Here is a 21,002-nt window from a genome sequence, read left to right as displayed (position 1 = left end):
TAGAGGACTTAAAAATGAATAGGGATTTTATCGTATTGAAAAAGATAGGTCTGATACAAAGATCTTTTACAAAAAACGTAAAAAGAACTTCTTGTTAAATCCCGGATTATGATACAATCCCAAAACATTTATCCATAAATGTTTTCGATTTTGGACAGATTTCACTTTGGTGAAGCTGTCCCTTTTTTAGTAGCTGATAGCTTTATTATTTTTCAAAGTCACAGCAGCCTTACACATAACAAAACAATAACAAAACTTGTTTTATAATTACAATTTTTACCATAAGATGTTATAATAGTTTAAGAATATTCTAAATTTTCATATCATTCATATGCTGCATCACTATACTGTTTGCTATAGGAGGAGACAAATGAATGTACGAAAGTGGATTATCGGATCTGTAGTGGCTAGTGGAATTGGTCTTTGTATTACAGGGGGGGTAGCCTATCAATATGTTTCTGCCATGAACAAACAGTTAGATACCTACGTTTTGCCCCATACGACTTTTGAAGATACCCCCCTAGGCGGAAAAACAAAGCAGGAAGTTGAAGAAATTGTCCAAAAAAGAATAGATCAGATGAATCAACAATCTATGAGGTATTCCCTACAAAATACTATAAGCACCTATACATGGCAGGAGATAGGAGTTCAGTACAAGGGTACGAATATTGCGGATCAAATCTTTAAAAATCAAAAAGGGACAATTCTAGAACGCTACAAACTGCGCAAACAGGCAGAGAACGGAAAAACACAGCAAAACTATCATCTCAATGCTTACTTAGACTCTTCAAAATATGACGTATTTATCAAAGATAAATATAACGAAATTGTCTCATCCCCACAAAATGCTTCTCTTTCTGCTACAGGACCAAATATCACTATTATCCCAAGCAAGGATGGAGAAAAAGTAGATAAAGGGAAGATGAAATCTTTAACAGAACAAGCAGTGAAATCCATAAATACGGATATTCAAGTACCTATTGCTGCAGTAAAACCGGAGCGGACAACAGAGGATATACAAAATATGGGGGTCAAGGAAATTATTGCAGAATATCGTACACCTACGAGCGGCAGAAATAGCAATCAACTATTTAATGAAAGTCGAGCGGCTGCGGCGTTAAGCAATACGCTTGTCGCGCCAAATGAAGTCTTCAGCTTTAATGGCCGAGTCGGAGTAACCGATGCTGCTAATGGGTATAAGCTAGCAGCTGCATACGTGAATGGAAAAGTGCAACAAAGTGCAGGCGGTGGCGTTTGCCAAGTGAGCACTACATTATATGGTGCTGTCTTACGTGCAGACCTTTCTATTGAAGAGCGAAGCAATCACTCTATGCCTGTTCATTACGTGCCGCTCGGACAAGACGCTACTGTCGCAGATTACGGACCAGATTTCAAGTTTAAAAACAATACCGAACATTATATCTATCTTCAGGCTGGAATTGAAGGTAATCAGGTTGTTGTTCGTATTTTTGGAACAAGCACAGGAAAAAGCGTCGATATTTCCTCCAAAGTAGTAAGTGAAACGAATAACAGCATAGTGGCCGTAACTTACAAAACAGTAACACAAAATGGCCAAGTGATTCAGAGTGGTCTGCTCGATAGAAGCATTTACAAAAAATCTACCTGAAAATACATATTATAATACCATCCCTTCTTACCGATAACGAAATTAGCTGTAAGAAGGGATGGTTTCTATAACATAAAGAAAACTCGCCGATTGGCGAGCCCTGCTCTTGGGCGAAGAGACAGAGGCGTAGTTGCCCTTATACTGTATTCCTAAAATTTCTCTCTACGTCGAATGACCTTCTAGCTAGAAATTTATACTTTCCTACAGTGTAAAAAAGATGGATTCTAAAACTGTACAAAGAACTACATGCCAATTTATCATATAAAAAATATAAGGAAGAAGAAATTTAGCTCTTTCCCCATCCTATGCAGCATGTCTGATACTCACCGTAGTTTTATTTGTTTCATCTGGCTATTCCCCTGTCAACAGTACAATAACCTGCCGGTCTTGAATGGAGAAGTATCCATCAAGTATCCTTAGTTCTGGCGCGTCCCCCGTTTCATGATGCACATAGCATGCAGCATGAAACTGCTTCTGGAAAAACAAGCTTTGAGAGACTGTTTGGGAAAGAGGAATAATTTGTGTCATCGGCAATGTACCGCGCAGTCCGATCCCCAGCCATTTTAGAAAAGCCTCCTTTGCAGCAAAACCAGTACACACTGCAAGCGGATGGTTGCAGTCGCTCCTGAGCCAATCTGCCCATGCTTGTAGTTCCTCTGGTTGAAACACATCCTGAACAAAAGCGTCATTGTACGTCTCTATAGTAACGTTATCAATTCCTATTCGGGTATGCGAGGCTGCTGCATACGCTTTTTTGTCAGCATGTGTAATCGAGAGATGTATCTCTGGCAATATTGTTCCGGCATCATCAATCACAGCGCAGGGCTTCCCAGCTTCATTTCCATGTTCCGTCCGCAAAATAGAAAGTGGAAGGGAATCCGGGAGAGAGAGATGCGAGCGAATGGCCAGTTTAGCAGCCACTCTTCCCGCAATAAAATCTCCAATACGTTTTGGCGTTGCTTTTTCACTTAATAGCTTCCTCTCGCTCACCGTAATGCACGACAAAGCTTGAAGCGGTGGGCTTACTGGACAGAAAGCAAACGAAAAACCCTCTGTCATCGTATAATCCTCCTTGCAAGGAACTTGTCAATTTCCATAATCGTATCTCCATTTTCGCCAATAACATATATATTGGAGGTAATGTCCATATCGCTTCTCTCACAGATCCGGCTGTATACCTTGACTCGCTCATCATCTCTTCTTCTTCTGCCGAACAAAATCGTTTCCATAGAAACCGGCAGGCTAACTTCAGAGGAATGGAAGGAATCAACATTTACGGCAATTTGCATCGCAATATCGACTAAGAACGGATCAATCTGAAACGTCGGCGCACTTGTGAAGGAAAACAGCTTCCGTTGAATGGGAGGTGCCGCTTCTGCCGTCCCCTCTCTCCTATTCACCATGTATTCTCCGGCCCGACAAAACAGCGGACCGATTTGTAGAGCGTCATAACGTAAGTTATCGTATACACTTGCGTAAGCAGTACCCTTAACAGCAGGAATGAACCTCTTTACTATATCCGTTCCCTGCTTTGTAAAAGTAAACAGAGCAAAGGCTGTTACACGATCCTTTTGCAAAATTCGCCCTTTTACGAGTAAATCCGTTAATCCTCTCACCGCTATAATTCGCTGTCCGTTCTTCTCTTCTACCAGAGAAGCTTCTGCTCGTATGATGACAGGCTGATCTGAAAATAATTTTACAGGGTGGACTACTTGAAATTGTTGAACAGATTGAACAGTCCATCCAAGTGAGCTAACAGCGGCAGCCTCAGCAAGCATTTCTAAATGGCAAACCATCGGAAAAATAGGAATTCCATCCAAGCAATGCTGCTCCAAATACAAATCTTTCTCTCTTGTAATCGTCCGCTCAATGACTGTTGTTTGTGATGTGCTCTCCTTGAGAGAATCAATAAATGGCCAATCCCCAGAGTTAATAGGAATATGGCGATCCTGGAATACCAACAAACGTTTCCCTTGTCCATCTGCCTCAGCGCCGCTAAAGGGCCATTTTCTCAAAAACTTTTCTCCAACATTTAAAACTTCCTTATCTCTCCCTAGCGTCAATTCACTGATAAACCAGTAAATACCCTCTTCTGTAGAAGTAAACGGGACACCGCTGCTTTTCAATGCTTCCGTCACAGATGGGTCAGAAACAGCTGCACCGACAGATCGCCATGCTGTCCAGTTAAGTGTAGCGTGGTGTAACCCTGCCCGTTGACGGCATTTCGCAACAAGCAGAGCTGACATTAAGGAATTTGCCGCACTATAATCAGCCTGACCCTTGTTGCCAAATCGTCCTGCTCCAGAACCAAAGCAAAGAAAAGATTGCAGTGGAATGTTCTTCGTCGCTTCCAAAAGATGACACATTCCGATAACCTTTGTTTCAATTGTACGCTGAATAATTTCTTTTGTCTTTTTCGGAATAATCATTGACCACTCGACCATCGCCCCGTGAATAACCCCATCAAGTCTGCCATATCGCTTCAGAATGTCCTGAACCATATTATGAACCTGATTACTATCATTGATATCGCATACTTCATATACAATGCCCAACCGCTTTGCTTTTTTCATATTTTGATAGAGTTCTCGTTCCTTTACTAAGCGGGCAAACGCCTTTTTAAAACTGGCAGGAGTAAACGAGGATACTGTTTGATGCTGCTTGATAAGCTGCTCCCGTTCGTAGGCAGCAAATTCTTCATCATCCATCTCTAACCATGGAGCAGATTCATCCTCTATTTTTGTCCGACCGCAAACAATAACTGTCACTCCTAATAACGCAAGTGCAACAGCACACTCAAACACAATACCGCGACCGCCGCCGGAAAATACATATACGTCGCCTTCGCGGATAAAACGTGCCAACGGTGTCTGGTCAGAAAAATTGGCTTGTTTATGATGAACAACATAACGTCTATCCCCATATGCCACTTCCATTCGATCATTTCCGTCTTCTACTTCCTGTATTACGCTCGAAATCATAGTCTCCATTAATGCATGAGCAGGAAAGTCAATCGTTTTTGCCAGAACGGCTGGCAACTCTTGTTTAATAGATTTTAGCACCCCCTGCAAAAAAGCACCTAGCACATTACCATAGTCACAATCTGTGAGACCAAGATTCCCTCCTAAACATGTAACAGCGATATAACAGGAAGTAAGCGGCTTTGCCTGTTCAAAGCGGTCATAAAAGTATCGCAGCAGCATAAACGTAAAATCACTCATTCTCCCTATCTCTTCAGATAATTTATCAGCTGGCATTCTGAGCAATTCCGGTCTCTCCTGCAGGGCGCGAAGATCAAGAATGCCATTCAACTCGCCGTACCTCTTCTCCCATAAAGCAAGCTTTGTATGAAACATCTCCTCTGTTATCACTTCTGCAGGAAAGAGGGAAAGAACCGTAGCACCGCGTTGCTCAAGTGATTTTTGGTATACACGCCATTTATCACCCCCATCCTGTACAAGGACGATTCGTTTTCCTTGAAGCGGAAACAATGCTGTCCTTTGAGGGAGTGATACGGGTACAAGTTCTACAGTAAAACGGTCAGACTGAAGGGGATGAAGGGGTCGGTGGATAGGCTGTGAGAATAGAGCTGGCATAGTTTCCTTATTAAATTCCTTCCACTCTTCCAAAACAAGAAAATAGTTAATGCCCCCAAGTCCAAACGCGCTTACCCCTGCGCGTCGAGTGCCTTCTTCCCTGCTTCCCCATATCCTGGCCTCCGTAGCAAGATTAGGCAGCAATAGAGAAGAGCGACGATCCGTATAGCTGGGCGGAATAACCTTTTCATGTAAGGCTAGTACTGTTTTAATAAGACCAATTATGCCTGCTGCGGAGCTGAGATGTCCGATTTGTGACTTGATAGCACCGATGGAATATGGTTTATAGTTATGATAGTCCCCAAATACCATTTGATATGTGCTCATTTCAGTTTCATCACCTAGGCGAGTTCCGGTGCCGTGTGCTTCTATATGCGAAAGATCCGCAGCTTTCAGATGCGCTGCTTGTATCGCTCTCTCAATGGAGCGTTTTTGCCCTTGACTGCTCGGCGCAAGCACTGAAGTCCCTCTTCCATCACTGGAAGCACCAATGCCACCAACAACAGCATAAATATGATTGTTGTCACGAATGGCATCAGACAACCTTTTTAGCACGATAGCTCCTGCTCCTTCCGCTGGCACAAATCCATCAGAATCTTGATGAAATGGCGGTATGCCTTTTGTAGACAGGGCACCTATAACGTGCAGCGTCAAGTTATATTCAGGAACCAAATGATGCGCGACACCCCCAGCAATAACAACATCCGCAAGATTGGCGCGCAGGTGATGAACAGCAGCTTCCACAGCAGCCAGAGACGAAGCACAAGTAGCATCGACTGATAGAATACTTCCGCCCGCCCCTAGAACCTTTGCCACATAATAGGCATTTGTTATGCCTGTGCTTGCTGCGTAAAAATCATATGTTTGCACATTCTCTTGCTTATAATGAGAGATCATGCTCTGGAGCACCTTTGAACTTATATCCAAGGATACACCCTTTTTTTGAAAAACTGTACGGACACGCTTCATGTAGTCTGTAAAAAACACTAGCTTATTTTTAGCATTTTCCGATTCTCGAATCGGTAATTGGCCAAATACAACATCAATTCTGCTTTTATCCGCTTCTAGATTCGTTAGTCCTGCTTGCCCGGCCGCCTCCATAGCAGCTAGCAGGGAAAGGGTAACGCCCCCGTCCAGACAGCTCAGCTCCTCTGCGGAAAGTCCCCATTCCTCTGTGTTAAGCTCCGGTATTTGTACGACTCCTGCCAGACGTGACGGAGCGTACGTATTCAATTCTTCATTCTTGGCAATGATTTTGTCAAAGCTCCATTTTCGCTCCGGTAAATTGCCAAAACTTCGGTAGCCGAGCTTTGTATGCTTCCAAAACAGCTCAAGGTTCCCTGAACCAGGAACAATTGCCCCCATGCCGACAATAGCAATTGGCTCTGTCGACATGCACAAATCCCCAACTTGGTGTTTTAACGATATAGCCCGAGCGCTTAAAATAGCATGATAAGCAGCTGGAGCAATTCCTGTATCACTTACTGCGCTGAAACCAGACGTATTTTCATTATAAAATAATGTCAGTGCTTCCCTTACGATTGCTATCATCCCAGATGCAGCCTGCAGGAATCCAATATGAGGCACACAGGATGTGACTGACACATTCCCTCCCCGCTGTTGAACCTCGTATACAGAGGAGAGTCCTTTTAACTCAGCCTTTTCCCAAAAGCTAAGACCACGATTCCGACTCTCAATCCTCGTCACACTGCCAGGGGAGAGTCCTGCGCGTTGTAAAGCCTGTCGGGCAGCTTTTTCTACAGCAAGCGCGACGTCTCGTTCGTTCGTACGATTGTGTATGACGGAAGATGCAATTCCTTCTATATATCCGTATACCTTTCTCTCTCCAATATCATTCTCACGCATCAGAACGATTGCCGCTCCCCCCTCGCCTAAAACCGGCGTAAAAGAGAAGGATGGGTCTTCCATATATTCTACAATGCTGGATGCTGTAATAAGCGGGGAAATTCCAGCAACTACAGCAAACTCGCACACATTTTCACGAAGTGCAAGAACCGCCTCCTCGACCGCGGCCAAGGAACTGCAAGTTCCAGCATCAATTGCGGTATGACCGCCGTGCATATTGTACAAGTTCGCGATTCTCCCAGCAACGATACTAGCAGATGTTGTCATCGTATCAGGACGGATCGGGGGTACTGTTTGCTTATGCAGCGCTAACACTTCATCGCGTATACTTGCCAAGCGGGGAGAGACATCCTGTAATGCCAATTCTAATATGTGGGTGAACTCTCCTTGACGAATACGCGGACCGTGATCTGTTTCCGGTGAAGGACCAAATGTACTAGATGCAACGTACACTCTCCCTTTTGCTGCAAGCTCCGTTCCCTGCTTGATTCCTCCATCGCGCAGCGCCTCATGCATAACAGAAAGTCCTACCTTCTCCATTGGATGCATATGGCGAATTTGTTCTGGCGGAATCGGGAAATCACGGTAATCAATCTCAGGAATTTCGACAAGCACCCCAACATTCTCCCCTTTTCCTCCCAACCCCCAGCAGACTTCATACATATTTCTATCAAAGCGCTCTAGTGGAATACTTCCCGTCACCAGCTTACCCTCTGACACTAGTTCCCAGAACCCTTGCAATGTATGGGCACCAGGCACTCTACATGACATGCCGACGATGGCAATTCGTGTTTTCACGCTCATTCCTCTCCCTTCCCCCTGTCTGTTTCACCAATTGTCAGTGACTGATCTAGCTTCACTGCAGCATCCGTTCCCTTCTATCTGCTTCCAGACATCTCTTTCCAATAAGCCAGTACGCGTCCGTGCCTATCAATGAGGGTGAGATCAGCCCGATACTCTGTATATCGCATGGACAACAGCTCCACAATTAAATACTTTTCTCGCTGATGTATATCATCACTGCAGCATATCATATCCCCTATATCGCTTATCCTGACTTTCCGTCCATACTGATACCACCAGGTGTAAACAGCGACGAAGCATGCGACCTCGGTCAAAGACTGGAATCGTTCAGCAAGAGTTTTATCCATCTGTTTCATGTTCACTTTCGCAATCATACCCCAACTTCCATCATGCTGCAGCCATTCAATAACCATACCTGCTCCTAAAAACGCCCTGCTTTCCTCCTGTACCCCAGCATACTGCAATTGACTTGCTGCGCGTTGGTTCATAGCTCGGATTGTTTCTGTAAAATCAGATCGCAGCCTATGAGTCGTTGGCTTATAGGCTGCAATCCACTTTTTTGACTCGAGCTCGGGATTAGAGGGCATTATTCGAAAAAAGACGGTTTCTCTCCTTCTGTTAATCGAGTCTGGAAATACGTTATAATTTTTCGGAGGGTATGATAATCACGGACGCGAAAACCTGATTCTTGTTCCAAGCCAAATTGTTGCCGGACATCTGCTAAAATAGCGACTTGCTTGACTGTGTCAATGCCAAGGTCGGCTTCTAAATCCAGGTCAAGTTCCAGCATGTCTGCTGGGTATCCTGTGCGTTCTACAATACGATCTACGATAACCTGGCGTACGTCCTGCTCTGCGAAGAGTGTAGATTTTTTGACGTTGCTTTCAGTTGCCGGCTGCGGCGGTTCTTCGTTTACAAAAGACTTTCTTGCGGCATATACCGCCTCTGTTCGTTTTGAAAACTTCTCTGGCTCCTTCCATACCGTCGCCTGTTGCTCCAATTGCGGCTGCATTGCGTCTTGCAGTGCTGTCGGCTCCTCTACCACTCTTAAGCTGTCCGACACGGGTACCTTCACCTCTTTGCTGCCGGATTTCAATTGTACAAATGCATCAATCATGTCTCGTAACGACTTGAGGAATAAAAGGGTCGCATCATCTTCTCCCTTTCCCGAAACAACTTTGGATACCCCTTGCAGTAAACCGGCTGCGGCAGTTGTCTCTTCACTTGTTTGGTTTTTATATTCCATGCTCTTAACCGTCCTTTCTTTATTAGCAGATACAGGTGTTAATCGGCCTTTTCCATGTACAAACATACAAGCCAGTGCGCGGTGAATTTGTTCAACTTCGCCAATCTTAGGATGCAAAGAGGCTTGCACATAAAAGTCTTTCCCTTCCAATATTTCTGAAATAAACGTACTAATTGCCCACTTAGGGCCACATTCTATAAACAATTGCATCCCCGCCTCATGGGCATTCTCAACTGCCTGCTGCAGGCGGACAGGTTCAACAAATTGACTTTCGAGCAATGCCGGATAATCATCAACACGCAGATAACGAAGACTGCTTCCCGTAATCGTTGAGATGATATCGTACACTGGTTGATAGAATGTACACGTATCTAATGCACTCCGATACGGATTTCTTGCATGTGAAATCAGCAAAGAATGATAGCCATGCGATACAGGAAGCAACTCTGTCTGGATACCCGCCTTTTCATAGATACCACGCAAAGCCCGAATTGCTTCGGTTTCCCCTGACACAATACACATCCGTGGACTGTTGTCGGCAGAAATATCACAATAGCCGCTCACTTCCTTAAAGTACTCCCTCGCTTCCATGGCACTGCAGTAAACTGTCAGCATTTTTCCTGCATCCTCTGTTGATAAGGAGAGGACTGACAACGTTCTTTCTCTTACCACCCTGAGGGCATCTCGAAGTGACAGAGCTTCAGCGGCGACAAATGCGGCCAACTCCCCTGCGCTCTGTCCAATTGCTGCATCAAATTCTAATCCGTACGCCCGCAGTAACGTAAACATGGCACAATTTATAGCGAACACCGCACAATGAATATCCTCATCCGTTTGTTGAAAATCCTTTGAACGCTCCGTGAAAAAAGTACTGCTCAAGGTTCTCCCGCATAGCACCTGATATTCTTCGTCTACCTGCGCCATAAACTCAGCTGCCAAAGGGAAGTGCTCGAGCGCTTCTCTCAGCATGTTTGGGTATTGGCTCCCTTGACCAGGAAAGACAACCGCAACTTTCAAGTTCGGATCGATTTCAGCTGTGAATATCCCTTGTTGCCGTAAAAAGTTAAGATTAATTCCTTTAGAAATAGCTGTTACAAGTAGTCTGGTCTTTCTTAACAGCTCCCGTGAATTGTTGGCAACGATGGCCACGCGATACAGACCGGGATGCATGGGAGGAACGGCCTGCTGCATCCTGCGTATCACTAACAAGTACTTCTCATCAGGCTGTTTTTCTAGAGTTTGCGCAGCCTGAAGCAAGCTCAAGGCACAATCTGAGAGGCTCGCCCCCTGTGTGACTGCAATCGGCAGAACATTGCTGCACTGCGAAGTTTCATGGGAAAGGAAAGAATCAAACTGCTGCTCGGTCACTTTATATTCTTCGAGTATCATATGACTGTTAGCTCCGCCTAATCCAAATCCGCTTACTCCAGCCCTCCGCGGTTCATGATATTCCGTCTCCCATCGCTCACAGGATGTCACAACTTGGATTATTTCCCTAGTACTGTTCAGCTTTGGATTTACAACTTCTATATTAATAGACGGCGGGATTACTCCCTCACGCAAAGCAAACACGGTTTTCATTACCGCCGGAACAGCAGCAGCGGCCAATAGATGACCTATATTCGATTTTACTGATCCGATTTGCAGTGGTTTTGTTCTATCCGTACCATACGCCTTCAAAAGCGCCTCAATCTCAGTTGCATCTCCCATGACCGTTCCTGTACCATGGCACTCCACGTAATCAACTTGTTCCGGAGACACCCTGGCCTGCCTAAGCGCCTGCACCATTGCACTTGCTTCACCTTCGAGCGACGGCGAGAGAATAGAACCGCTTTTCCCATCAGATGTAGCTGCAACCGAGCGAATAAGAGCAAGTATATTCTGTCCATCACGTTTTGCATCCGATAAACGTCGCAAAACAAAGAATCCTGCTCCTTCTCCGGGAACAAAGCCATCTGCCCGTGCATCAAACGGCCGAATCCCATCAGCTGATAATGCTTGAATTCCGCATCCCCCCACATAAAATTCTGGGGTCATATCAGCATTAATGCCTCCTACTAACACAACATCACTTTTTTTATGACGAAGAGATTGCACAGCAGCTAAAAAAGCAAGGTGGGTTGAACAACAGGCACCATCGATGGCCAGCTGCGTTCCCTTAAAATTAAAATGCTTTGCAACACGGCCGGCTGCAAGACTGCCTAAATAGCCCGCCAGCGTATCTTCTGTAATCTTTGGACGCTGATCCATAAAACATTGTTCTGCCTCATCCAAAATACAGCGCTGTAGGGCAGGAGAAATGATGTCTTCCTGCTCTTCTAGAACTCTCGCAAAAATATTGCGGATTTCCTGATAGTTTACACGAACATCAGCAAGAAGCTTTTTAGTTTGGTAAGGTAAAAATCCCAGCATAACAGACACTTTATCTCCATCCCGTATGTTCGGATCATAACCGGCATTTTGAAGGGCTTGTTCAACACAAGTTAAAGCAAGGTGATGAGCTTCATCAATATATGGGACAGAGGATGGGGGGATTCGCCACTTTAAAGGGTCCCGCTCTGTCTGGGAAAGAAACCCGCCTAACTTTGTATAAGATTTTTCTGGAACTGCCCGGGAACTATCATAAAAGAATTCACTGTCAAATCGTTCATGGGGGATTTCTGTAACCGAATCCTTTCCTTGCAGCAAGTTTGACCAAAATGTTTCCTTATCAGCAGCATCAGGAAATATCCCTGACATCCCAATAATCGCGATTGGCTCCTCCTCTAAATCGGAATATACTCCTGTTTTACATGCTGTATATTGGGAAGAATATGCCTCCAGCACAGCATGATAATTAATTCCTCCAAAGGCAAAAGAGCTAATGCCTGCCCGTGGTAAGAATGTTCCTTCTTGTGGCTGCAATGCAATCGGTTGTAAAGGAACGGTAAATGGAGTGGATGCAAGCTGCATTTGTGGGTTTGACGTATGAAAGCTAACTTGGGGAGGAATGAGTCCATGGTACAGCGTCAATATCGTTCGCAACAGTCCCGCAGCTCCTGCAGCCGCCCCTAAGTGACCAATATTTGCTTTCACTGATCCAAGGATAATGCGATACGAGGCTTCTTCATGAAAGCTAGAGAGAGCTTTCACTTCACTCACATCTCCTAACTGTGTGCCTGTAGCATGACATTCAATATAGCTAATTGTTTTCGGATCTACATGAGCGTCTTCATAAGCGCGTTTCATCGCAAGAGCCTGGCCTTGATGATCCGGCGCAAGCAGAGACCTTCCACTCCCATCAGAAGAGCTGCCGATCCCTTTAATGACAGCATAAATATGCTCTTCATCCCGTACTGCGTCCTCCAGCCTCTTTAAGGCAAACATGGCTGTTCCTTCCCCTAGAAGTGTTCCATCCGCCTCCCCATCAAGCGGTCGGATAATAGACTTCGACAAGCCGCCTAGCTTAGAAAAAGCAATCATGTTCAGCGGGGTCAAAATTTCGCTTGCCCCTCCGACAAGTGAAAGATCCACACTTCCTTCCTGCAGCGAGCGAATTCCTATCTCCAGCGCAGCAAGAGAGGAAGCGTATCCAGCATCAACAGCAATGTGAGGACCTTTTATATCGAAATACTGCGCAATTCGGCCACACGCAACGCTTGCGAGTGAATGAACAATTAAATTTTCAACCCCCGTTGAGTTTAGAGACTTGCCTATACTATGCTTTATAGAACCTATAACTCTTTCCTGGATGTTATTAGGTAAGGATAAAAAGCTTGAACTCACCTTGAGAGCCTCAAGCATTACATCTCTATGAATTTGTAAACCAGTATCCTTTTGCCATCCTGATCCAATAGACCCAATGTAAATTCCGGTCCGATCCGTTGGCAGCAGCCGAACACTCTCTAACGCCTGTGCACCTGCATCTAAAATCATAAATTGCATCGGACTGCTTGCTTGCACCTCAGATGGCGGAATGCGAAATTTTTTCCAATTAAACTCATAATTTTCAATTGCTCCAGCTGTAATCGAGTATGTTTTATCTACTGCATCAGAATCTGAGTCGTGAAAAACCTCCCAATTCCATCTATGGTGAACGTTTAGGGACCGTAACGATGTATGTCCCTCCCTATTATTCTCCCAAAACTGCTGCGGCGTAAACGCATCGGGCAAAACACAACCAAGTCCGACAACCGCTATTTCTTTTCCATACTGATTCAACTACTATTCCTCCTTGCCTGAATACTGTCTCACTTCCTTTAAGGAATGGACCCTTCCCCCGTCCTTACCTTCCTCCCCCACGCTTTAGACAATAATCTGAAACTATAAAAAGAAGACCAGTTACAAGAATATTCAGTAAGCAGCAGTTCTATTCATTCACTATAGATCTTCACACTTTTTGGCTATTGGAAATACATGAAGGAATCGGGCTGAGGGTACAAGAAGTTCGCGTAAAGAAAACTCACCGACTGGCGAGCCTTGCCCTTTGAGCCCTACTTATACTGTATTCCTAACATTTCCGACTACGTCGAATTTACTTCCAGCTGGAAATTTATACATTCCTACAGTGTAAAAAGAAAAGAAGCAAATCACTTACTGGATTGTAAACAATTCACTTCTTTTCTTTTTTTGTATATTAATCAAACCCTCATACTTACTCAAAGTAGGTACTTTCTCAACACTCTCGTTACACGTCAATCAATTAAATATTATCCTATTAAGGTCTTTATATTAATATTTTTAGACGTTTAATTAGACTGCTTCTTGTTTCTGTTCATTAATGCTTCTAATTTTCTAACAGCTAGGTTGAACTCATTTTTAGATAGTTTCCCCTGTGCATACAATGAGCATAACATCGCATAAGCAATTGGCTTCGTATCCACTTCGATATGAGTAAAAACATCAACATCTGAATTTCCACTATGACCAATGTTCGCTTGTACTTGGGTTGATTCCTCATCATTTGTTGTATTAAGATATCCGAACATAATCATTCATTCCTTCTTTTCCTATACACATGGTATAAAAAGGGAAAGGATATTATCTTTATATCGTTTCCCCTTCTATTGGCATTACTATAAAACTTGATTAGGCGCCCTTTTCTGTACTTATTCTTCTTCTTCTTCAACATTTACTCTTACATTAACAGTAGAATTGCCACTATTCTGTACAGAAGCTGTATTAGTATTGCGATCAACAATTCTATTTGTGTTATCGTTATCAGAGCGGACATTTGTTTCTTGCTCATTCTCAAATCTGTTCCACATTGTATTTATCCCCCCCCCTTGTAATCTGTATTCGTTATACTATATGTAAAATTCATCAAAAAGATTGGACAGGTTACCAAATATGATAGAACATAAAAAAATTTTTTATAAAATAGGATTATGTAAGAATGGACATACATCATAACCACATCAAAAAGCCCTCACGTACGGACACAAAAAAACTTTTTATTAATGTAAAAAAGAAAGTCCCTGGCTGATGAAGCAGGAACTTTCTTAATTGATTTTGCGTTCAAATGAAGCGCTGGTTATACCATTAAGAAGCTGTCAATTGAAAATACAATTCTAGACAGATCCCTAATCCTCTAAGAAACTATGCTTTTCCACTTTCTCATAACTAACACTAGGAAAAACTAACACTCTTTTATTTACCAAGTTTACTTTTGAAGTACTAGCATACTCTGTCTAAATGTTGCTCGATTGCTCCAGATAAAATCCACAGCCTCTTTTTCAGTTAAGAAAGTTTCTCCCTCGTCGCAGTACTCGGCCCCTTTACCGTGCACACTCCACTGCCCTTCTTTCAACATGAGTGTCCACACCCCTTTTCGTTTACGGTCCTCAAACACAATGTAATGCTTTTGTAACATCTCATCAAACGAAGCAAACTGAGTAAAGTTAGAAATTGTAGCTATAATATCTTTCTTTGTTCTCATCCTCTTACCAACTCCCTGAAATAAATTTTATAAATTCAGTAAACAATTTCATTAATAAAGAAATCATTTAGATAATAATACAATATATTCCTGCTTTTTGTATATTTCACCATTTATTGCTAATCGCTTCGTTCCTTAGTCTTTGACTTGACAGGGCTGCTATATGGGGATATTGCTACTTTGAGGAAACAAAAAATCAGACAAATTAGTATGCAATAAACCACACTTTGTCTGACGCAAATTCATCGCCTCCATCTCAAGCCATACTCTTGAGGAAGAAGTGCTCCTTGCGTATTTTGATAGAAACCAACCATGACTTTTATATCAAGCACAATCGTATTAGTTTTTATAACATTCTAACTTAAAACACTTCTTTTCCTCTTACACTCTCGTATTATACTCACCTCAGCTTCCGGCGTTAATCGCTTTTATAAAATAAAAAGCATCCCCCGAAGGAATGCTAAATTTAAATTAGCCCACTGCATTTTCAATATCTTCAAGGGTAAAAATCTCGAAATTTACTGCCTCAAGCGATGAAATATGTTGAGGATTAATAAATATATTATCAAACTGAAGCATTCCCCTCAGAATGTTTCCAAACTCATCTGTAATGTGTATCGCGAACAATTCAGGATGCATGCTAACTATGTATTCCTTTCCGCTATCCATAATTACCTTGGTTTTAACTTTTTGTAACATTACAGCACCCCCTGTTTAAATAATTGTATTCTTCTTATGAATAGGATTTTCCTCCTATGGCACCCTTAAAACATCTTATATTATCCATTATTTTTAAATTTATTACACTTTTATACTCATGAAACATTTTAAACCTTCTTTTCTTTTGAATACCCCGTAAATTTACTTTCCACTGTCTAAGTTTAGCTTTCGCCATTTTATCCTGAGTCTTTTAAGAACGGACTTCTATAAGGGTAACGACTCCGATGACTGCTTTTTTCAAGATGATAAAAAGAATGAGAGCCGTATAGAAAAAGTCCCTCCGTGCAGGAGAGGACTTCGTTCATTTATATCAAGCTTGTATTTAAGAAAAAAATTTCTGTAATACAATAAAAACTATACTATTTTATTGTATAGAGTCGCTTGAAGCCGTCATTGCAGAAGTTGCAGTAGCTTGTGCCTGCTGAACTTTTGCTTGTGCCATTCTAACCTCCTGTTGTTCTTGCTTAACTTTTTGCTGCGCTTGCAGTAATTGTTGCGTTTCTATTTCCACCTGTTGTTGTGCTTGCAGTAATTGTTGATTCTCTAATTGCAGTTGTTGATATGCCTCCTGGACATCCTGCTGTGCTTGTTGTAATCGTTGATTTGGATGAGAGTTAGTAGCTTGGATACTTTTTAGTTCCTGTTCCGCTTGTTGGACATCTTGAATAGCTTGTTTTAATTGCTCCTGTGGATTTTTTTGTGTCATAAAGCAAAAGCCTCCAAATAATTATTATTTTGATACTTAAACTTCCGACAATTATTGTGCGCATTATACCGCTTTCTATACTATAGCTTAATTCAGCCGATTCACTATACCCTTTTTTAAGATGACTTGGTTTACTAAAGAAAACTCGCTGATTGGCGAGCCCTGCTCTTGGACGAAGCCAAGGGCATAGTGGTCCTTATACTTTATTGCTAAAATTTCTCTCTACGTTACATTCTCCTCCAGCTAGAAATTTATATCTTAAGGTGAAATAAAAGCACTCCCGAGGGAATGCTCAAATTCACTTAAAGTATTTCAGTAAGGCGGCTTGCGCCTTTACGGGTTACACTAGTATTAGAGTCAAACCAAACTGTTAAAACTTTATTGTCCTGCCCCCCTGTTGCTTTTTTCACACCCAGTAAATAGCCATCTTTCTCAAGTTGAAGAACTGCTTCCTTAAAGATCCTACCCTCCAATTCAGTTGTAGCGCTATTAATGTTACTGAGATTAGCTGTTTCTTTATTGAACTCTTCATAAATTGCTCTTAAAATTTGATCCATTGCATTAATACCAACACCCCCTTTTTCATATCTTTCCTCTTATCCGAAAAGCAGTATCACCCTTCTGAAAAAATAAGGGAGCAATTATTAAAGTAAGCATGTGCTACTATACACACTAGTTTAAAGTAAAAAGAATATGTCCATAACAGAGTTATAAGGAAGATGGTTAGGGGTTAGATAAAACATGAGTTACTTACAGGTTCTAATTGAACTCACAGTTGGATACTTAGCTCTTTTCATGCTTGTGAAATGGCTAGGAAAAACACAAATTAGTCAGATCACTACTTTCGATTTTATATCTGCCCTGGTATTGGGAGATATAGTTGGTGGGGCTATATTTGATGGAGATGTCGGCCTTTTAAAACTCCTCTTAGCAATCGGATTATGGGGTCTCCTTATTTTTATTACCGAGATTGTTACACAGAAATTTCGAAAACTGCGCTATATACTAGAAGGAAAACCTGCCATCATTATTAACCAAGGAAGATTAGATTGGAACGAAATGAAAAAGAACCACTTGGATATTAACCAATTACAGCAATTATTGCGCTCCAAAGATATTTTCTCACTTCAGGGTGTAGAATATGCCATATTGGAAAATGATGGAAGTATTAGTGTTTTACAAAAAGCAAATGCTGGTGAACAAAAGAAAACTCTCCCCCTTACTATTATTAGTGATGGCGAGGTTATCCTCAAAAACCTCCAGAAAGCAGGTTTAAATAAAGACTGGCTGTATCAGCAGCTAAATACTCATGGGATAAGTCAACCTGCAGAAATCAGTTATGCAGAATGGCAACCAGGAAAAAACCTTTTTATTCAAAAGTATTGGCCATGACACTATTAAAGGAATGCTACAAAAAACAGAATATAGGGAGGTCCTAATCCCTCCCTACTCATACATTACAAGAAAGATTAGCAGCATATGAACTTCATTCAAGGAATATTTTTGTTTTCGTACAAAAGTTCAAGGTCTGATATTAATTTACTTTTGAAGCTAATGTGCAGTATTTCACAAAACTTGAGAAGTTGCTTTCTCTACTCGTTTCATAAAGAGAATGAGGTTAGACAAATGACAAATCAAGAACAATATCCCAAAAGGGCTAATGAATTGTATGACCAAATCGCTGCTGCACATAGCGAAAAAGTAAAATTTTGGAGTGGAAATGTCGTTTTCACTTGGCAGTGATGGTTAGGAGTTGTTTTAGCAGTTGTTCCGTGAATTTTATACTGTATTCCTAAAATTTCCGACTACGTCGAATTGACTCCTGTCTGGAAATTTATACTTCTTACAGTGAAAAAAGAGAGCTATGCAGCTCCCTTGTGGTAAATGTTTAAATTTCTATAACAATTTTACGTTTTAAAAAAATTCACATTTCTCAAGCGAAGAAATGAAAGCCAGTAATAATTATACCCCAAAGAGGTACGCTCAACAGGGATCCCCATAGAAGCCCTTTAAACATATTTCCTTCCTGTTCCAGAGGAGTTTGATAGATTGTTGATTGAATATTGATAACTCCTTGTCCATTTTGACTTTGCTCAAGTATAATCATTTGGCTTCGCCTTCCTTTCCATCACTATTCTCATCATAACAGTTTACAGATTACCTTTATTAAATGAAAACTTGGTGAAAAATCTAAATATGAATCGATTCCAAAAGCATCCTTAAATAACTATGAAACAGAGCTTCACCATGTTCTCTCCATCATTCTAACTGCTATTAAATTAAGATTTAGCTATCTTTAACTTTGTATACTCATTATAAATGAAAACGCTTTCTTTGTATATACTTTTTACAAACTTTACGTTTACTAATTAAGAAAAGCGGACAAGGCCCGCCTTTTATGGCAACGTAGGGGTGGGCCGGAGTAAAAGGCGCTTTTTGCCTTTTGCGGAGATTCAGCCTGGAGTCTGCCTGTGTTGGGCCTTGGGAGCTAGACATCACCCCGAAAAGCTATCCTTTCTTATCCTGTAAAGAAAACTCGCCGAATGGCAAGCCCTGCTCTCGGGCGAAGACAGAGGTGTAGCTCTACTTATACTGTATTCCTAAAATTTCCGGCTACGTCGCATTCACTTCCAGATGGAAATTTACACCCTTTTGCAGTGTGAAATAACAAGCTTATATCATCCAAGTTAAGATATGACCATAAAAAGGGCAGTCGGTTCTGATCTGTTCACACATTCTTCTCACCGCCTTTCAATTTCAAGGCAAAAGAAAAAAGACCGGAAATAGGACTCTTCCAGTTATAAAGCTATTCAATAACGCTCTTAACCAACCAGATAAGTGCAATCCATAATGGAATAGAGATTACCAATCCCCAAAGGCATCCTCTCGCAAAATTCCCTTCTCTCTCCATAATATCGACCTCTCTTTTTTGACTTATTATTAAGATAGTCAGGTTTAGAGGAAATAAAACCAATTGCAAATAAAAAGGACGGCTAAGAGCGGCCCGTAAATTACTAACAATGATGTTTTGATTCGATTCAACTCGTTCCCCACTTAAACAAATCTTGTCAGGCTTTAGTAACGGCACATTAAGGAATAACTATACATTTTATGTTCTCACAATAGCCTAGTACGTTTTTCCCCTGTTTTTAAGAGTAGTACCATGTTAAAGAGAGATGTTTAATTTATCAATATTCTGATAAAACTGATAAATAGGTATGATGATATCTAAAAGTGAGGTGTGTCGAATTTGAATCAAGCTGCTAAATTGTTGGCACAAAGAGCATTAAGAGCGAAATTCGAACTTGTCTCCCAAACAGCGGCCGATATGTACAATGTCTATTGTCGGGAAGGAAAGATTGGCCATATCTATCGTGAGCATAGATGTAGCAACTATAGGTGCGTTGATGTTGATCATAGTGAATCATTTGCAGCTTCTACAAAAGATAAATGGGAAGCTGCTGAAGAATTATGGGAACACGTTATGACTTCTCCTTTTTGCCACTCAGCAGTACTGTTGAGTGATTTTTTGTGTATAAAGAAAACGCCTCGGCAAATAGCCAAAGCGCGCCATAACATATTAGGGGTAAGTTCATTATAACACATTTTCCCTATTTTGGTAATTTAAACAACAAAAAGCGGTCTAGAATAAATAAAAAGAGAGCTATGCAGCTAGCTCCCCCTGGTAAATGGTTAAATGTCTATAATAATTTTACGTTAAAAAAATTCACATTTCTTAAGAGAAGAAATGAAAACCAGCAATGATTATACCCCAAAGAGGTACGCTCAATAACGATCCCCACAGAACTCCTTTAAACACACTTCCTTCCTGTTCTAGAGGAGTTTGATAGACTGTTGATTGGGCGTTGATAACTCCCTGTCCATTTTGCATTTGCTCAAGTATAATCATTTGACTTCGCCTTCCTTTCCTAGCACTATTCTCATCGTAACTGTCTATAGATTACCTTTCTTACATGAAAATTTGGTAAAAAACCTAAATATCACTTACTTTCACAAATTCAACTTTGTACATTAATTACAAATAAAAACGCTTTCTTTGTATAGACCTTTTACAGATCTTTTAAACCCACACTTTTCTTAAAACAACACCCCCATCTTATCCGAGCCCAGATTTAAACATAAAAGAGCAGCCAGAGCCGCTCTTTATTTACAAAAGCCTATTTATTAGATCTTGCCTAGTGTGAAAAATATTAACCACCATATAACCGGCAATACACTCCACAAAACCAATTGTAAATATTTCTTCTTCATGAAGATGATCCATCCCATAATAATTGAAACAATAACAAATAGCGGGTAACTTGTTACAAAGATAGTTGCTACTGATGCAAATGCATCCTCAGCAAATGCCATGGCCCAACCCATAAACCAAAACAATGTTGATAATACCGCCACAATCTGGGTAATAATTAACCAAACCAACGATATAATTTTAATTCGTTTCTCTTGAGTCCCCATCGCTTACCCTCCCTGTTAACCCTGCCCGCTCCTTTCACTAC

Annotated in this window: 16 protein-coding genes; 3 read left to right on the top strand and 13 right to left on the bottom strand. The window is 41.6% G+C overall.

The window, feature by feature from the left end; translation table 11 throughout:
• Nucleotides 1-370 precede the first annotated feature (370 nt).
• Nucleotides 371-1,627 (top strand): VanW family protein, encoded by a 1,257-nt coding sequence (locus AAHB12_RS05835; RefSeq protein ID WP_129726196.1) that lies wholly within the window; start codon nt 371-373, stop codon nt 1,625-1,627.
• 351 nt (nt 1,628-1,978) lie between these two features.
• On the opposite strand, the gene AAHB12_RS05830 is transcribed toward AAHB12_RS05835, so the two are convergent.
• The 10 genes from AAHB12_RS05830 to AAHB12_RS05785 all read right to left on the bottom strand — a co-directional run bounded on the left by AAHB12_RS05830 (nt 1,979) and on the right by AAHB12_RS05785 (nt 17,039).
• Nucleotides 1,979-2,686, bottom strand: a complete 708-nt coding sequence (locus AAHB12_RS05830; protein WP_342044618.1) for a 4'-phosphopantetheinyl transferase superfamily protein — start codon at nt 2,684-2,686, stop codon at nt 1,979-1,981.
• On the bottom strand, nt 2,683-7,893 hold the full coding sequence (locus tag AAHB12_RS05825; protein WP_342044617.1) for an SDR family NAD(P)-dependent oxidoreductase: 5,211 nt from the start codon (nt 7,891-7,893) through the stop codon (nt 2,683-2,685). Before AAHB12_RS05825 ends, AAHB12_RS05830 begins: the two co-directional genes overlap by 4 nt.
• A gap of 74 nt (nt 7,894-7,967) precedes the next feature.
• Nucleotides 7,968-8,381 (bottom strand): hypothetical protein, encoded by a 414-nt coding sequence (locus tag AAHB12_RS05820; protein WP_342044616.1) that lies wholly within the window; start codon nt 8,379-8,381, stop codon nt 7,968-7,970.
• A 98-nt stretch (nt 8,382-8,479) separates the two neighbouring features.
• Entirely contained in the window at nt 8,480-13,339 is a 4,860-nt protein-coding gene (locus AAHB12_RS05815) for a beta-ketoacyl synthase N-terminal-like domain-containing protein (RefSeq protein WP_342044615.1), read from the bottom strand.
• A gap of 527 nt (nt 13,340-13,866) precedes the next feature.
• Nucleotides 13,867-14,112 carry a hypothetical protein gene (locus AAHB12_RS05810; protein WP_129726191.1) on the bottom strand — a complete coding sequence of 82 codons (246 nt, stop codon included), beginning with the start codon at nt 14,110-14,112 and terminating at the stop codon, nt 13,867-13,869.
• A gap of 114 nt (nt 14,113-14,226) precedes the next feature.
• Nucleotides 14,227-14,385: a hypothetical protein gene (locus AAHB12_RS05805; protein WP_342044614.1), complete on the bottom strand. Its 159-nt coding sequence runs from the start codon at nt 14,383-14,385 to the stop codon at nt 14,227-14,229.
• Nucleotides 14,386-14,780: 395 nt separating this feature from the next.
• Complete coding sequence (locus AAHB12_RS05800; RefSeq protein WP_129726190.1) at nt 14,781-15,056, bottom strand: hypothetical protein; 276 nt, start codon at nt 15,054-15,056, stop codon at nt 14,781-14,783.
• A gap of 471 nt (nt 15,057-15,527) precedes the next feature.
• Nucleotides 15,528-15,755, bottom strand: a complete 228-nt coding sequence (locus tag AAHB12_RS05795) for a hypothetical protein (RefSeq protein WP_129726189.1) — start codon at nt 15,753-15,755, stop codon at nt 15,528-15,530.
• 385 nt (nt 15,756-16,140) lie between these two features.
• Complete coding sequence (locus AAHB12_RS05790) at nt 16,141-16,482, bottom strand: hypothetical protein (protein ID WP_342044613.1); 342 nt, start codon at nt 16,480-16,482, stop codon at nt 16,141-16,143.
• Between the two features lie 302 nt (nt 16,483-16,784).
• Nucleotides 16,785-17,039, bottom strand: coding sequence for a YjcQ family protein (locus AAHB12_RS05785; RefSeq protein WP_342044612.1), 255 nt, complete (start codon nt 17,037-17,039; stop codon nt 16,785-16,787).
• A gap of 184 nt (nt 17,040-17,223) precedes the next feature.
• Between AAHB12_RS05785 and AAHB12_RS05780 the strand changes: the two genes are divergently transcribed.
• Nucleotides 17,224-17,874, top strand: a complete 651-nt coding sequence (locus AAHB12_RS05780; RefSeq protein ID WP_129726186.1) for a DUF421 domain-containing protein — start codon at nt 17,224-17,226, stop codon at nt 17,872-17,874.
• Between the two features lie 541 nt (nt 17,875-18,415).
• Here the strand turns inward: AAHB12_RS05780 and AAHB12_RS05775 are convergent.
• Nucleotides 18,416-18,589 (bottom strand): hypothetical protein, encoded by a 174-nt coding sequence (locus tag AAHB12_RS05775; protein ID WP_342044611.1) that lies wholly within the window; start codon nt 18,587-18,589, stop codon nt 18,416-18,418.
• A gap of 1,143 nt (nt 18,590-19,732) precedes the next feature.
• Here AAHB12_RS05775 and AAHB12_RS05770 point away from each other — a divergent pair.
• Complete coding sequence (locus AAHB12_RS05770) at nt 19,733-20,083, top strand: hypothetical protein (protein WP_342044610.1); 351 nt, start codon at nt 19,733-19,735, stop codon at nt 20,081-20,083.
• A 135-nt stretch (nt 20,084-20,218) separates the two neighbouring features.
• Here the strand turns inward: AAHB12_RS05770 and AAHB12_RS05765 are convergent, their stop codons facing one another.
• Nucleotides 20,219-20,392 carry a hypothetical protein gene (locus tag AAHB12_RS05765; RefSeq protein WP_165350653.1) on the bottom strand — a complete coding sequence of 58 codons (174 nt, stop codon included), beginning with the start codon at nt 20,390-20,392 and terminating at the stop codon, nt 20,219-20,221.
• Nucleotides 20,393-20,667: 275 nt separating this feature from the next.
• Nucleotides 20,668-20,961 carry a hypothetical protein gene (locus AAHB12_RS05760; protein WP_342044609.1) on the bottom strand — a complete coding sequence of 98 codons (294 nt, stop codon included), beginning with the start codon at nt 20,959-20,961 and terminating at the stop codon, nt 20,668-20,670.
• Nucleotides 20,962-21,002: the final 41 nt, after the last annotated feature.

The organism is Bacillus sp. OTU530 (assembly GCF_038440375.1).
The sequence above is the reverse complement of the archived record's forward strand: the minus strand, read 5'-3'. Positions and strand labels throughout refer to the sequence as shown.